Source organism: Kitasatospora sp. NPDC101108 (assembly GCF_055584725.1).
Genome location: NZ_JBVJLM010000030.1, coordinates 59,026 through 73,971 on the forward strand (window position 1 = coordinate 59,026; position 14,946 = coordinate 73,971).

Annotated in this window: 3 protein-coding genes; all 3 read right to left on the reverse strand. The window is 73.4% G+C overall.

Going from position 1 to position 14,946, the window contains the following annotated elements; all coding sequences use genetic code 11:
• Positions 1 to 37: 37 nt before the first annotated feature.
• Positions 38 to 520 (reverse strand): nuclear transport factor 2 family protein, encoded by a 483-nt coding sequence (locus tag ACZ6Z8_RS35845; RefSeq protein ID WP_465614187.1) that lies wholly within the window; start codon positions 518 to 520, stop codon positions 38 to 40.
• Positions 521 to 594: 74 nt separating this feature from the next.
• The gene (locus tag ACZ6Z8_RS35850; protein ID WP_465614188.1) at positions 595 to 11,370 is read right to left on the reverse strand and encodes an SDR family NAD(P)-dependent oxidoreductase; all 10,776 of its coding nucleotides are present in this window, start codon (positions 11,368 to 11,370) and stop codon (positions 595 to 597) included.
• 60 nt (positions 11,371 to 11,430) lie between these two features.
• Positions 11,431 to 14,931: a type I polyketide synthase gene (locus ACZ6Z8_RS35855; protein ID WP_465614189.1), complete on the reverse strand. Its 3,501-nt coding sequence runs from the start codon at positions 14,929 to 14,931 to the stop codon at positions 11,431 to 11,433.
• Between the last annotated feature and the right edge of the window lie 15 nt (positions 14,932 to 14,946).

A 14,946-nucleotide genomic window follows, 5' to 3' on the forward strand; every position in this document is an offset into this window, starting at 1 on the left:
TCTGTCGGATGTTCGGGGGTCGGGTGCGGGAGAGTCATCAGGCCCTCGCCCGGACCGGCTCGCTGATCGCGCCCAGTCCGCAGTACATATCGATCAGGTTGTCGCCCACCCAGTACTCGGTGATCAGGCCGTCCGCGTCGATCCTGAGAATGTCGATGCCCACGAAGTCGACGCCGGTGCCGGCCGGGGCGTCCGCGCCGCTGGGCTCGCCGCCCTTCCACCGGCCGGTGAACCGCCGCCTGCCGACGATGTGCACGTCGTTGACGAACGGGCCGAGGCTGGTGGTCGTCGTCAGCTCGAAGAAGTTCGAGTGCCACTCCTCGATCCACCTGACCAGGGCGGCCGGGCTGTCCACGCCCTCCGGCTCGGTGGTCCGGCCGAAGGTGGGCAGGTGGCACAGGAGCTTGGGGGCGACGATGGCGTCGGCGACGGCGAAGTCGCCGTTCCACAGGTCGATCCACCGGTGCCACAGGGCAGTGTTCCTGCTGCCCGTGGGCGCTTCCTCCACGACGATGGACATGCGTTTCCTCTCTCCGGGGACGGCGGCCCGCCGCTGCGTGCGCGGGCCGCCTGTGTGATGGGTCGCGGTCGGCGTCATTGGGCGTCGATGAGGGCGAGAAGCTCGCTCGGGCCGACCGCGCTGTCGGCGGACCTGTCGCGGGCGGTGCCCAGCGCGGAGGCGCGGGCCATGCTCCACATCGAGAGCATCGAACGCAGCCGCAGTTCCACCGGTTCGTGCTCGTCCGTCACCGGCGAGTGCGCGGCGAGCAGTTCCTCCAGGCGGTCCATCTCCTCCACGACGGACAGCGGCACCTCGCCGCGCCCGCCCAGCGCCACGCCCGTCCCGTCCGGGCTCACCCCGCCGACCGCCGACTGCGCGGTGAGGTGCTCCAGCAGGTTGGCGGTGATCGCCTCGGGCGTCGGGTGGTCGAAGACCAGCGACGCGGGCAGCCGGAGCCCGGTCGCCGTGGTGAGCCGGTTGCGCAGCTCCACGGCGGTCAGGGAGTCGAAGCCGAGGTCCTTGAACGCACGGTCGACCTGGAGGTCCTGCGGCGACTCGTAGCCGAGGACCGCGGCAACGGTCTCGCGGACCAAGCCGAGAACGGTGCCCGCGCGCTCCTGATCGCCGAGGGCGGCCATGCTCTGCGCCCAACTGGCCGAGGGCGCGGCGGCGCTGGTCGTACGGCGGCGCGGGACGAGGGTCCGCAGGAGTGCCGGCAGGGTCTCCCGCGCACCGGACCGAAGCGCCGCACGGTCCACCCCCGCCGTCACCAACTGTGCCTGGGCGGAGCCCAAGGCGGCGTCGAAGAGGGCGAGACCCTCGGCCGCCGACAGCGCCCTGACGCCCGAGCGGGCCATCCGGGCCCGGTCCGCCTCGCTCAGCCGGCCGGTCATCTCGCTGACTTCCTCCCACAGGCCCCAGGCCAGGGAGTGCGCCGGCAGACCGGAGCCGCGCCGGTGGGCGGCGAGTCCGTCCAGGAAGGTGTTGGCCGCCGCGTAGGTGCTCTGGCCGGAGTTGCCGAGCACACCCGCGAGGGAGGAGAACAGCACGAACGCCGCCAGCGGCAGGCCCTTGGTCTGCTCGTGCAGGTTCCAGGCGGCGTCCACCTTCGGACGCAGCACCGCCGCCGCCCGCTCGACGGTCTGGGACTCCACCAGTCCGTCGTCGATGACACCGGCCGAGTGCACCACCCCGGTCAGCGGGTGCTCGGCGGGGATCGCGGCCAGGACCGCGGCCAGCGCCGCGGCGTCGGCCGCGTCACAGGCGGCGAACCGCACCGTCGCACCGGCTTCGCCCAGCTCCGCGGCCAGTTCGGCCGCGCCGGGAGCGGCCTCGCCGCGCCGCGACAGCAGCAGCAGGTGGCGCACGCCGTGCGCGTGGACGAGATGCCGGGCCACCAGCACACCCAGGGTCCCCGAACCGCCGGTGATCAGCACGGTGCCGTCCCGGTCGAAGCCGGCTCCGGCGCCCGTCGCGGACCCCGGGACCATCCGCGGCGCGAGCACCTGCCCGCCGCGCACGACGAGTTGTGCCTCACCACCGAACAGCACCCGGGCGTCGAGGTCCTCCGCGTCCGACTCCACGTCGGCCGGGTCGAGGTCGACCAGGACGAAGCGGTCGGGGTGCTCGGACTGCACCGCACGCACCAGGCCCCAGACCACACCGGCGGCCGGATCGGCCGGCGCGTCGTGGCCGCCGATGGAGACCGCACCGGACGTGACGACCGCCAGCCGGGAGTCGGCGAACCGCTTCTCGGCTAGCCACTCCTGCACCAGCCCCAGCACCTCAGCGGCCAGGCGGTGCGCGCCGGCCGGCACGCTCTCGCCCACGGCGGAGCCCACCGGGACCGCCACACAACCCGGCACCTCCGCCAGCGACGCCGGATCCACCGTCACGACGACGGACCCCGGCGCATCGGCGACCGGCGACACCGGCACCCAGTCCAGCTGCAGCAGCCCGCCGTCCGCCGACGCACCGCCTGCGGCTCGTACGGCCTCGGTGAGTTGACGCAGGGCGATCGGGCGGGCCCGCAGGGAGTCGACCATGCCGACCAGGGCGCCCGAGGAGGCGTCGAACAGCTCCACCCGGTAGTCGTCCGCTCCGCGCGTCACCAGCCGAACCCGCAGCCGGGCCACCCGCGCGCAGTCCGCCCACACGCCGCTCCAGGCGAAGGGGAGCCTGACCCGGCCGGCGTCGTCCTGCCCGGCGAGCACAAGCGGGTGCAGGGCCGCGTCCAGCAGCGCGGGGTGAACGGTGAAACCGGAGCCATCCACATCGGCGCCGAGGGCGACCTCCGCGTAGAGGTCGTCGCCCGCCCGCCAGAGCTCCCGCAGGGCCTGGAAGACCGGACCGTACTCGTAGCCGCGCTCGGCCAGCCGGTCGTAGGCGGCGGTGAGGTCGACGGGTACGGCGCCGGCCGGCGGCCACGCACCGACCGACCGGCCGGCCGGCTCGGTGCGACGGCCGACCACGTGGCCCGTGGCGTGCCGGGTCCAGGGCCGGTCGTCCCGGGTGCGGGCGTAGACCGTCACCGGCCGGCGTTCGTCCGCGGGCGCGCCGACCACGACCTGGATCTTCACCCGGCCGTCGTCGGGCACCACGAGGGGCGCCTCCAGAGTGAGTTCCTCCACCACCGGGTGTCCGCTCTGGCCGCCCGCGAACGCGGCCAGCTCGACCAGCGCGGCGCCCGGCAGCAGGACGACGCCCGCGACCGCGTGATCGGCCAGCCACGGGTGGGACGACAGCGACACCACGCCGCTGAGCACCACGCCCGCGTCACCGCCGAGCTCGACCGCGGCACCGACCAGCGGGTGCCCGCCCCGCTGGAGGCCGACTGCCGACACGTCCCCGACGGCCGCCGGTGCGTCCAGCCACAGCCGGCGGCGCTGGAAGGCGTACGTGGGAAGGTCGACCCGCTCGGGCCCCGTGCTGTCGCCGGAGCCGGCGAACACGGCGCCCCATCCGACCGTCACGCCGTGGCAGTGGGCTTCGGCGGCCGACCGGAGGAAGCGGTCCCAGCCGCCGGTGTGGCGGCGCAGGGTGCCGATCACGGCGGCCTCGACGCCCACGTCGGCGAGCGTCTCCTCGACGCTGTAGGTCAGCACCGGGTGGGCGCTGCTCTCCACGAACACGCCGAACCCGTCGGCGGCCAGGGCGCGTACCGCGTCCTCGAACAGGACGGTCCGGCGCAGGCTCTGGTACCAGTACTCGCCGTCCATCACGGTGGTGTCGTCGAGCCGCGCACCGGTCACCGTGGAGTACAGCGGCAGCCGTCCCGCGCGCGGCGCCACGTGAGCGAGCGCGATGGCGAGGTCGCTGCGCAGCTCCTCCATGTGGGGCGAGTGGGACGCGTAGTCGACGGGGACCCGGCGCACCCGGATCCCGCGCGACTCGGCCTCGGCGGCCAAGGCGTCCAGAGCGGCCGCAGCGCCCGCGACGACCGTGGAGGTGGGGCCGTTGACGGCGGCGACGTGGAGGTCTCCGCCGACGGAGGCGAGGAGCTGCTCGGTCGCGTCGAGCGGCAGTGCCACCGACGACATGCCGCCCGCACCCGCGATCCTGTTGATGGCCTGCGAGCGCAGCGCCACCACCTTCGCGCCGTCCTCGAGCGACAGCGCTCCGGCGACGGTGGCCGCCGCGATCTCGCCCTGCGAGTGTCCGACGACCGCGGACGGCACCACACCCAGCGACTCCCACGCGGCGGCGAGCGATACCATGACCGCCCACATGACCGGCTGGACGACATCGACCTTCGCCATCATCGTCTCGTCGTCGAGCACCTCGGTGAGGGACCAGTCCACGAAGGGCGCGAGTGCGCGTTCGCACTGGGCCATGCGCACGGCGAAGGCCGCCGATGAGTCCATCAACTCCCGGCCCATACCGGTCCACTGCCAGCCCTGACCGGGGAAGACGAACGCCACCCGGTCGGCGGGGGCGGGCGACCCGCCCTCGACACCGAGGACGACCCGCGGGGATTCCCGACGGGCGGCCAACGCCGCGAGTGCGTCGAGGAGTTCAGCGCGGTCCTGGCCGAGGATGACCGCACGCCGGTCGAACACCGTGCGGCCAGTGGCGAGGGTGAAGCCGACATCCGCAGGGCTGACCTGCGCGCGGTCCGCCGCCGCCAGGTGCGCATGGAGCCGCTCGGCCTGCTCGCGCAGCGCACTGTCCGAACGGGCGGACAGCACCCAGGGGGTGGTGGCCGCAGCCGTCGGCGTCCCGGCCGCCGCCTCGGCCCGCGCCGGCGGCTCCTCCAGGATCACGTGCGCGTTGGTGCCGCTGATGCCGAAGGACGACACCGCCGCACGGCGCGGACGGCCCTCGCTCTGCCACGGCATCGCCTCGGCCAGCAGCCGGACCGCCCCCGACTCCCACTCCACGTGGGGGGTGGGCTCGTCCACGTGCAGCGTCTTCGGCAGCACACCGTGGCGCATCGACTGGACCATCTTGATGATCCCGCCGACGCCGGCGGCCGCCTGGGTGTGGCCGATGTTCGACTTCAAGGAGCCGAGCCACAACGGGCGGTCGCCGGGGCGACCCTGGCCGTAGGTGGCCAGCAGCGCCTGCGCCTCGATCGGGTCACCGAGCTTCGTCCCCGTACCGTGGGCCTCGACCACGTCCACCTCGCCGGCCGTCAGACCGGCATCGGCCAGCGCACTCCTGATCACCCGCTCCTGCGCCGGACCGTTCGGCGCCGTCAGACCGTTCGACGCACCGTCCTGGTTCACCGCCGTACCACGCACCACCGCCAGGACGCGGTGACCGAGGCGCTCCGCGTCCGACAGCCGCTCCACCAGCAGCAGACCGACACCCTCGGACCAGCCGGCGCCGTCGGCGGACGCGGCGAACGCCTTGCAGCGGCCGTCCGCGGACATCCCGCGCTGCCGGGAGAACTCCACGAAGGTGGCGGGTGTGGCCATGACGGCGACACCGCCGGCCAGTGCCATCTCGCACTCACCACGCCGAAGCGACTGCACCGCCAGGTGCAACGCCACCAGCGACGACGAACACGCCGTGTCCACCGTCAGCGCCGGCCCCTCCAGACCGAACGAGTACGCCAGCCGGCCGGAGGCCACACTGCCGGCGCTTCCCGTCCCGAGGTACCCCTCCAGTTCTCCGGGCACCTCGCGCACCCGCGAGGCGTAGTCGTTGTACATGACGCCGGCGAAGACGCCGGTGCGTGAGCCGCGCAGCACGGACGGGTCCAGGCCCGCGCTCTCGAACGCCTCCCAGGCCGTCTCCAGGAGGAGCCGCTGCTGCGGGTCGGTCGCCAGTGCCTCGCGCGGGCTGAGGCCGAAGAACTCGGCGTCGAACTCGGCCGCGTCGTAGAGGAATCCGCCCGAGCGGGAGTACGAGGTGCCGACGGCCTCCGGGTCCGGGTTGTAGATCTTCTCCAGGTCCCAGCCGCGGTCGGAGGGGAACTCGCCGACCGCGTCCACTCCGCCGGCCACCAGGTCCCACAGCTCCTGCGGATTGGTCACCCCGCCGGGGAAGCGGCACCCGATGCCGACCACCGCGATCGGCTCGTTGGCGTCGGTGCCGGTCGCCGCCACGACGGGCGGCGTCGCCTCGGCGGCCCTGGCTCCGGGCAGCTCGCTCAGCAGGTGGCCGGTGATCGCCTGGGGGGTCGGGTAGTCGAAGACGAGGGACGCGGGCAGCCGCAGCCCAGTCTCGGCGGTGAGGCGGTTGCGCAGTTCGACGGCGGTCAGGGAGTCGAAGCCGAGGTCCTTGAAGGCCCGGGCGGGCTGGACGGCCTGCGGCGTCGCATGGCCGAGGACCGCCGCCACGGTCGCGCGGACGAGGTCCAGGACCGTGCGCTCACGCTCGCGGTCGCCGAGCGCGGCCGTGGCGTTCACCCAACTCGTGCTGCCGGCCGCCTGGTTGACCGCCGCGCTGGTGCGCCGGCGGCGGCGCGGGGCGAGGGTCCGGAGAAGGGCCGGCAGGGTCTCCGGCGCGCTGGTCCGCAGCGCCGCGCGGTCCAGGGCAGCCGCGACCAACTGCGGCTGGACCGTGCCCAGCGCGGCGTCGAAGAGCGCCAGGCCGTTCGACGCGGACAGCGCCTTGATCCCGGACCGGGCGAGCCGGGCCCGGTCGGCGTCATCCAACTGGCCGGTCATCTCGCTGGCCCCGTCCCAGAGCCCCCAGGCGAGGGACTGGGCGGGCAGGCCCGCTGCGCGCCGGTGGGCGGCGAGGACGTCCAGGAAGGTGTTGGCCGCCGCATAGGTGCTCTGGCCGGAGTTCCCGATGATGCCCGCGAGGGACGAGAAGACGATGAACGCCGACAGCGGCAGGTCCTTGGTCTGCTCGTGCAGGTTCCAGGCGGCGTCCACCTTCGGACGCAGCACCGAGGCCAGCCGGTCGGTGGTCTGGGACTCCAGGAGTCCGTCGTCGAGGACGCCGGCGGAGTGCACCACCGCCGTCAGCGGATGCTCCGCCGGAACGGCCGCCAGCACGGCGGCCAACGCGGCCGGATCGGCCGCGTCACAGCCGGCGAACCGCACGACGGCGCCGAGCTCCCCCAGCTCCGCCGCGAGTTCACGGGCACCGAGGGCCGCCTCGCCGCGCCGGGAGAGGAGCAGCAGGTGCCGTACGCCGTGGTCGCGCACAAGGTGGCGGGCCAGCAGGACGCCGAGCATTCCCGAACCACCGGTGATCAGCACGGTGCCCTCGGCCTCGAATCCCGCGCCCACCTGGGGGGATGTCGTCGCCGGGACCATGCGCGGTGCGAGCACCTGTCCCCCGCGCACGACGGCCTGCGGCTCACCGCCGAACAGGACGCCGGCGTCGAGGTCGTCGGCGCCGAAGCCCGGATCGGCCGGGTCGAGGTCGACCAGGACGAAGCAGTCGGGGTGCTCGGACTGCGCCGTCCGCACCAGGCCCCACACCGCCGCGGCCGCCACATCGGCGGGCACGTCGCCCGGCCCGCTGCCGACCGCACCGCGGGTGACCACGACCAGCCGGGAGTCGGCGAACCGTTCCCCGGCCAGCCAGTCCTGCAGCAGGCCCAGCACCTCGCCGGTCAGCCGGTGCGCAGCCGCGGGAACGCTCTCGCCCTCGGCGGAGCCCACCGGGACCACCACGCAACCGGGCACCTCACCCAGCGACGCCGGATCCGCCGTCATGACGACGGACCCCGGCGCATCGGCGACCGGCGACACCGGCACCCAGTCCAGCTGCAGCAGCCCGCCGTCGGCGGCGCCCGCGGCCGGTGCCGACCCGGCGGCGAACGGACGCAGCTCGAGCGAGCCGACCTCGATCACCGGGCGGCCTTCGCTGTCGGCCGCCGTCATCCTGCCGTCGCCGTGCCAGCGCACCCGCAGTCGGGTCGCGCCCGCGGCGTGGATCGCCACGTCGCTCCAGGCGAACGGCAGCTGCAGGCCCCGGCCGGAGACCACCGCGTCGTACGCCAGCGGGTGCAGCGCCGCGTCGAGCAGCGCCGGGTGGACACCGAAACGCTCCGCCTGCGCGTGCAGCGCCTCGGGGAGGGCAACCTCGGCGTAGAACTCGTCGTCGAGCCGCCACAGGGCCTGGACACCCTGGAAGGTGGAACCGTACGTGTAGCCGGCATCGGCCAGAGCCGGGTAGAAGCCGTCGAGCCGGACCGGCTCGGCACCGATCGGCGGCCACGCGAGAAGTTCCGTCCCGGGTTCGGCGAGGTCGTCTGCGGACCCTAGCCAACCGACCGCATGGATGGTCCAGCCCTCGGGGTCGGCCGCATCCGTATCCTCGACCTGGGAGAAGATCCGCACCTGGTGACGCCCGGCCTCGTCCGCCGTGTCCACGGCGACCTGGAGCCGCAGGCCGCCGGCCGCCGGCAGCAGGACCGGCGCCTGGAGCGTCAGCTCCTCGACCTTCCCCGCGCCGATGCGGACGCCCGCCTCGGCCACCATCTCGACCAGTCCCGCTCCCGGCATCAGGACCCGGTCCTCGACGCCGTGATCGGCGAGCCACGGGTGGTCGCTCAGCGCGAGGCGCCCGGTGAAGAGCCAGCCGTCGCCGTCGCCGAGTCCGGTGACCGCGCCGAGGAGGGGATGTCCGCCGTCCTGGAGCCCGAGACCGATCACGTCGCCGGCGCCCGACGGCGCGTCCAGCCAGAAGTGCTGGTGCTGGAAGGCGTAGGAGGGCAGGTCCACGACGTCGGCGGCCGGGAGGACGGCCGGCCAGTCCACCGCCGCGCCCCGCACATGGGCGTCGGCCACGGAGGTGAGGAAGCGCTGCCAACCGCCGCGACCACGCCGCAGCGATCCGATCGCCGTTCCGTCGCGGCCGGCGGCCGCCAGCGTCTCCTGTACCCCGAACGTGAGGACGGGGTGCGCGCTGGACTCGATGAACAGCTCGTGGCCCTGGTCGATCAGGGCGCGCACCGCTTCCTCGAACCGCACGGTGTGGCGCAGGTTCTGGTACCAGTACTCGGCGTCGAGTACGGCGGTGCTCTCCAGCCGGGCACCGGTCAGGGTCGAGTAGAAGGCGACATCACCGTGCCGCGGGGCGATGCCGTCGAGCAGCTCGAGCAGCCGGTGGTGGATCTCCTCGACGTGCGCCGAGTGCGAGGCGTAGTCGACCGAGATCCGGCGGGCATCGATTCCCTCGGTCCCGCAGACGGCCATGAGCTGGTCGAGGGCGTCGGTGTCGCCCGAGACGACGGTCGACTCGGGTCCGTTGACGGCGGCGACGGTGATCCGGTCGTCCCAGCGGACGAGCAGGCGTTCCCGCACCTCCTCCGCCGGGAGCGGCACGGACACCATGCCGCCCTTGCCGGCGAGGACCTTGAGTGCCTGCGATCGCAACGCGACGACCTTGGCGGCGTCCTCCAGGGACAGCGCACCGGCAACGACGGCCGCCGCGATCTCGCCCTGGGAGTGGCCGATCACGGCAGCCGGCTTGATCCCGCACGACTCCCAGACGGCGGCCAGCGACACCATGACCGCCCACAGCGCGGGCTGGACGACGTCGACCCGGTCGAAGCCCGGGGCGCCGGGCACACCGCGCAGCACGTCGAGCAGCGACCAGTCGGTGTAGGGGGCGAGCGCCTCCGCGCAGGCCGTGATGCGCTCCCTGAACACCGGTGAGGTGTCCAGGAGTTCGACGGCCATGCCGTCCCACTGGGAACCCTGCCCGGGGAAGACGAAGACGGGCCGGGCCGGGCTCGGGGCCGCCCCGACCACGCTCTCCGCCTGCGGGCCGGCCGTCGTCCGGCCCGAGGCCAGGTCCTCCAGCGCGCGCTGGAAGGAGTCGGAGTCCGCAGCGACGACCACGGCGCGATGCTCGAAGACGGCGCGGGTCGTGGCCAGCGAGAGGCCGATGTCCGCGAGGCCGGCCTGCCCGGGAGCGGTGGCCGCCATGTACTCGCGCAGCCGCTCGGCCTGGCCGCGCAGGGCCTCCGGGGTACGGGCGGACAGGACCCACGGGACCACGCCCGGGGCCGTCACGGTCCGGGTGTCCTCGGGTGCCGTGGGCTCCGCCACCGTGTCCAACTCCGCCACGGCGGGCGCCTCTTCGAGGATCACGTGCGCGTTGGTGCCGCTGATGCCGAAGGACGACACCGCCGCACGGCGCGGACGGCCCTCGCTCTGCCACGGCATCGCCTCGGTCAGCAGCCGGACCGCCCCCGACTCCCACTCCACGTGCGGGGTCGGCTCGTCCACATGCAGCGTCTTCGGCAGCACACCGTGGCGCATCGACTGGACCATCTTGATGATCCCGCCAACACCGGCAGCAGCCTGGCTGTGACCGATGTTCGACTTCAGCGAGCCCAGCCACAACGGCCGGTCCTGCTCACGGTTCCGACCGTAGGTGGCCAGCAGCGCCTGCGCCTCGATCGGGTCACCGAGCCTCGTGCCCGTACCGTGGGCCTCGACCACGTCCACCTCGCCGGCCGCCAGACCCGCATCGGCCAGCGCACTCCTGATCACCCGCTCCTGCGCCGGACCGTTCGGCGCCGTCAGACCGTTCGACGCACCGTCCTGATTCACCGCCGTACCACGCACCACCGCCAGAACACGGTGACCGAGGCGCCTCGCCTCCGACAACCGCTCCACCAGCAGCAGACCGACACCCTCGGCCCAGCCCGTCCCGTCCGCCGACGCCGCGAACGCCTTACAACGCCCGTCCGCGGACAGACCCCGCTGACGCGAGAACTCCACGAAGGTGTTCGGCCGCGCCATCACGGTGACACCGCCGGCCAGCGCCATCTCGCACTCACCACGCCGAAGCGACTGCACCGCCAGGTGCAACGCCACCAACGACGACGAACACGCCGTGTCCACCGTCAGCGCCGGCCCCTCCAGACCGAACGAATACGCCAGCCGACCCGACGCGATGCTGGTCGTGCTGCCCGCGACGAGATACCCCTCGAGTTCACCCGGCGCCTGGCGAATGCGCGTGCCGTAGTCCGAGTACATGACGCCCGCGAAGACGCCGGTGCGCGAGCCGCGCAGTGACGCGGGGTCGATGCCCGCGCTCTCGAACACCTCCCAGGCCGTCTCCAGCAGCAGGCGCTGCTGCGGGTCGACCGCCAGCGCCTCGCGCGGGCTGAGGCCGAAGAACTCCGCGTCGAACTCGGCAGCCTCGTGTAGGAACCCGCCCTGCCGGGTGTAGGAGGTTCCGGTCACCTCGGGGTCCGGGTTGTAGAGCTTCTCCACGTCCCAGCCGCGGTCGGACGGGAACTCGCCCACCGCGTCCACTCCGCCGGCCACCAGGTCCCAGAGGTCCTGGGCGCTTGCCACCCCACCGGGGTAGCGGCAGGCCATGCCCACCACCGCGATCGGCTCGTGTTCCTTGAATTCGATGTCCCGAAGACGCTTGCGGCTGTCTGCCAGTTCGTTGGTCACGCGCCTCAGGTATTCGCGGACCTTGTCTTCGTTAGCCATGAGCGGTGCGTGCCTTTCGGGGTAACTGGCGGCGAATGCGGTGGCGTGGGCCCTGCGAACTCAGAGTTCGTTGTCGATGAAGGCGAAGATCTCCTCGTCCGACGCGGCGTCGGAGAGGCCGACGCCCGTACCCGAGGACAGGGCGTCGACGCCCGTCACGGCGCTGATCCGCGTCAGCATTTCCTGGACCCGCCTCGACAGCCAGGCCCGGTCTTCCTCTTCGAACGAGGCGTTCTCGAACTCGGACATCACGCGGTCGAACTCAGCGGCGATCATCTGGGCGTCGACCGGCTTCTCCTCCGGCGCCAGCTGGCCGGCGAGGTAGTCGGCGATGGCCTGCGGGGTGGGGTGGTCGAAGACCAGCCCGGCGGACAGCCGGAGCCCGGTGGCTGTGGTGAGGCGGTTGCGCAGTTCCACGGCGGTCAGGGAGTCGACGCCGAGGTCCTTGAAGGACCGGTCCGGCTGGACGGCCTGCGGCGTGGAGTAACCGAGGACCACGGCAACGCTCGCACGCACGACGTCGACGACCGTACGCTCGCGGTCCTCCGGGCTCATCCCGCCGACGTGCTGCGCCCAGCTGACCGTGCCCGCAACCTGGTTGACCTCGGCCGACCGGTCGCCGGCCGCCGTGCGCCGGCGGCGCGGGATCAGGGTGCGCAGGAGCACCGGAAGCGCCTCCTCGGGGCCGGTCCGCAGCGCGACCCGGTCCAGGGCCGCGGCGACCAGCAGCGGCCGGTCGCTCTCCAGCGCCTCGTCGAACAGCGCCAGACCGCGGTCCACGGGAAGGGCCTTGATGCCGGAGCGGGCCAGACGTGCGCGGTCCGCGTCGTCCAACCGGCCGGTCATCGTGCCCGCCTGGTCCCACAGACCCCAGGCGAGCGAGTTGGCGGCCAGCCCCTGGCCGCGCCGGTGGGCGGCGAGGGTGTCCAGGAAGGTGTTCGCCGAGGCGTAGTTGCTCTGCCCCGCATTGCCGATCACGCCCGAGATGGACGAGAAGACGACGAACGCCGACAGCGGCAGGTCCTTGGTCTGCTCGTGCAGGTTCCACGCCGCGTCCACCTTCGGACGCAGCACTCCCGAGAACCGGTCGGGAGTCTGCGACTCCACGAGCCCGTCGTCGAGCACGCCGGCGGAGTGCACCACCGCCGTCAGCGGGTGCTCGGCCGGGATGGCCGCCAGCACGGCGGCCAGCGCCGCCGGGTCGGCCGCGTCACACCCGGCGAAGCGGACCTCGGCCTCGAACTCGGCAAGCTCCAGCGCCAGTTCGGCCGCACCGGGGGCATCCCCGCCGCGCCGCGAGAGTAGCAGCAGATGCCGCACCCCGTGTGCCTGCACGAGGTGGCGAGCCATCAGCACGCCCAGGGCTCCGGAGCCGCCGGTGATCAGCACCGTTCCGTCCGGATCGAACGTCGCGGCGCCGCCGGAGCCGGACCCGGCCCCCGCGGTGATCCGCGGCGCGAGCATCCGCCCACCACGCACGAGGAGTTGCGGCTCCTCCGAGAAGAGCGCGGCGGCGTCGGCGTCCGCGGCGGGGTCGAGGTCGACCAAGAGGAAACGGCCGGGGTGCTCGCTCTGCGCGGTCCGCACCAGGCCCCATACCGCCGCGGCCGCCACATCGGCGGGCACGTCGCCCGGCCCGCTGCCGACCGCACCACGCGTCACGACGACCAGCTGTGCGCCGTCGAAGCGGTCCTCGGCCAGCCACGCCTGGATCGTCTCAAGCACGTCGCCGGCGAGACGATGGGCGGCACCGGGCACGCTCTCGCCCTCCGCGCTCCCCACCGGGAGCACGACACGGCGCGGCGCGGGAACTCCCTTCACCGCGGCCAGGTCCACGGCGACCAGCGGTTCGACCGCACCCGCGGAGCGGGCGGCGTCCGCGATGCCGAACGGGTCGGAGCCCACGAGAGCCCACGTTCCGCCCCGCGCGGGCACCTCACCGGGGGCCGCGGAGGGCGCCCAGTCCACCTGGAGCAGTTCACCGTCGGCCGGGGCGCCGGCGGGAGCCAGCGATCCACTGGCGAGCGGTCGGAGTTCCAGCGAGCCGATCTCGACCACCGGACGGCCTTCGCCGTCGGTCGCCGTCATCCTGCTGTCGCCGTGCCAGTGCACCCGCAGGCGGCCGGCACCGGTGGCGTGGACCGCCACGTCGCTCCAGGAGAAGGGGAGCTGGAGGCCCTGCCCGGAGCTCGCGGCATGGTGGGCCAGTGGGTGCAGCGCCGCGTCGAGCAGCGCCGGGTGGACACCGTACTTCGCGGCGTCCGCCTGCTGCGGCTCGGGCAGGACCACGTCGGCGTACCAGTCCTCACCGAGGCGCCAGAGTCCCTGGATGCCTTGGAACGCAGGACCGTACCGGTAGCCGGCCTCGGCGAGCGCGGGGTAGAAGTCCGCCAGGTCGACGGCTTCGGCGCCGGCCGGCGGCCACTGCCCGAGGTCGGAGACGGACGGCGTGATGCCGTCGGCGCCGAGCCATCCGAAGGCACTCCTGGTCCAGCCGTCCGGGTCAGCGGGGTCGGCCTCCTCCGGCTGGCAGAAGACCCGCACCTGACGGCGTCCGGCCTCGTCCGCCGCGTCCACGGCGACCTGGATCCGCACACCGCCGACGGCGGGCAGCAGCATCGGCGCCTCGAGCGTCAGCTCCACCACCCTCCCGGCGTCGACCCGGGCCGCGGCCTCGGACACCATTTCCACCAGTCCGGCGCCCGGGACGACGACATGGTCCTCCACGGCATGGTCGGTGAGCCAGGGGTGGGTGTGCCGGGACAGGCGTCCACTGAACAGGACACCACCATCAGCCAGACCCGCGACCGCCCCCAACAGCGGATGCCCGGAATCCTGCAGACCGAGCGCCGAAGCACCCGCCCCACCAGCCGGCGCCTCCAGCCAGTAACGACTGCGCTGGAACGCATACCCCGGCAGATCCACCAAACACCCGGCCGGGAACAGCACCGACCAGTCCACACCCACACCGCACGCATACGCCGCCGCCAGCATCCCCAGCAACGAACGCGACTCACCCTGCCCACGCCGCAACGCCGGCGCCAGCACACCCTCCACACCCGACCCCGCCAGCGTCTGCTCGGCCATCGCCAGCAGCACACCATCAGGACCCAGCTCGAGAAACGCACCGACCCCAAGACCGCTCAAGGTCTCCACCGCGTCCGCGAAACGCACCGTCCCACGCACCTGACGCGGCCAGTACCCCGCATCCGCCAACTCGCCCGCACCGACCAGACCACCGGTCAACGTCGACACCAGCGGAATCACCGGCTCGCCGAACTCCAGCCCCGCGACGACCTGCTCGAACTCCTCGAGGAAACCCTCCATATGCGGCGAATGGAACGCATGGCTGACCGTCAGACGCCTCGTACGGACACCACGGGCAGCCCAACCAGCGGCCACCTCCAGCACCGTGTCCTCGTCACCGGACACCACCACCGCACGCGGCCCGTTCACCGCCGCCACATCCACCCGGCCCGCGAAAGCGGCCAGCGACTCGCGAACCTCCGCCTCACCCGCCTCCACGGCCACCATCGCGCCGCCCGACCGCGCGCCCTGCATCAAACGACCACGCGC

What these genes read in the sequence shown, in the direction of transcription:
- ACZ6Z8_RS35845 (WP_465614187.1), bottom strand. Translation starts at nt 520, where the DNA reads ATGTCCATCGTCGTGGAGGAAGCGCCCACGGGCAGCAGGAACACTGCC.
- ACZ6Z8_RS35850 (WP_465614188.1), bottom strand. Translation starts at nt 11,370, where the DNA reads ATGGCTAACGAAGACAAGGTCCGCGAATACCTGAGGCGCGTGACCAAC.
- ACZ6Z8_RS35855 (WP_465614189.1), bottom strand. Translation starts at nt 14,931, where the DNA reads ATGCAGGGCGCGCGGTCGGGCGGCGCGATGGTGGCCGTGGAGGCGGGT.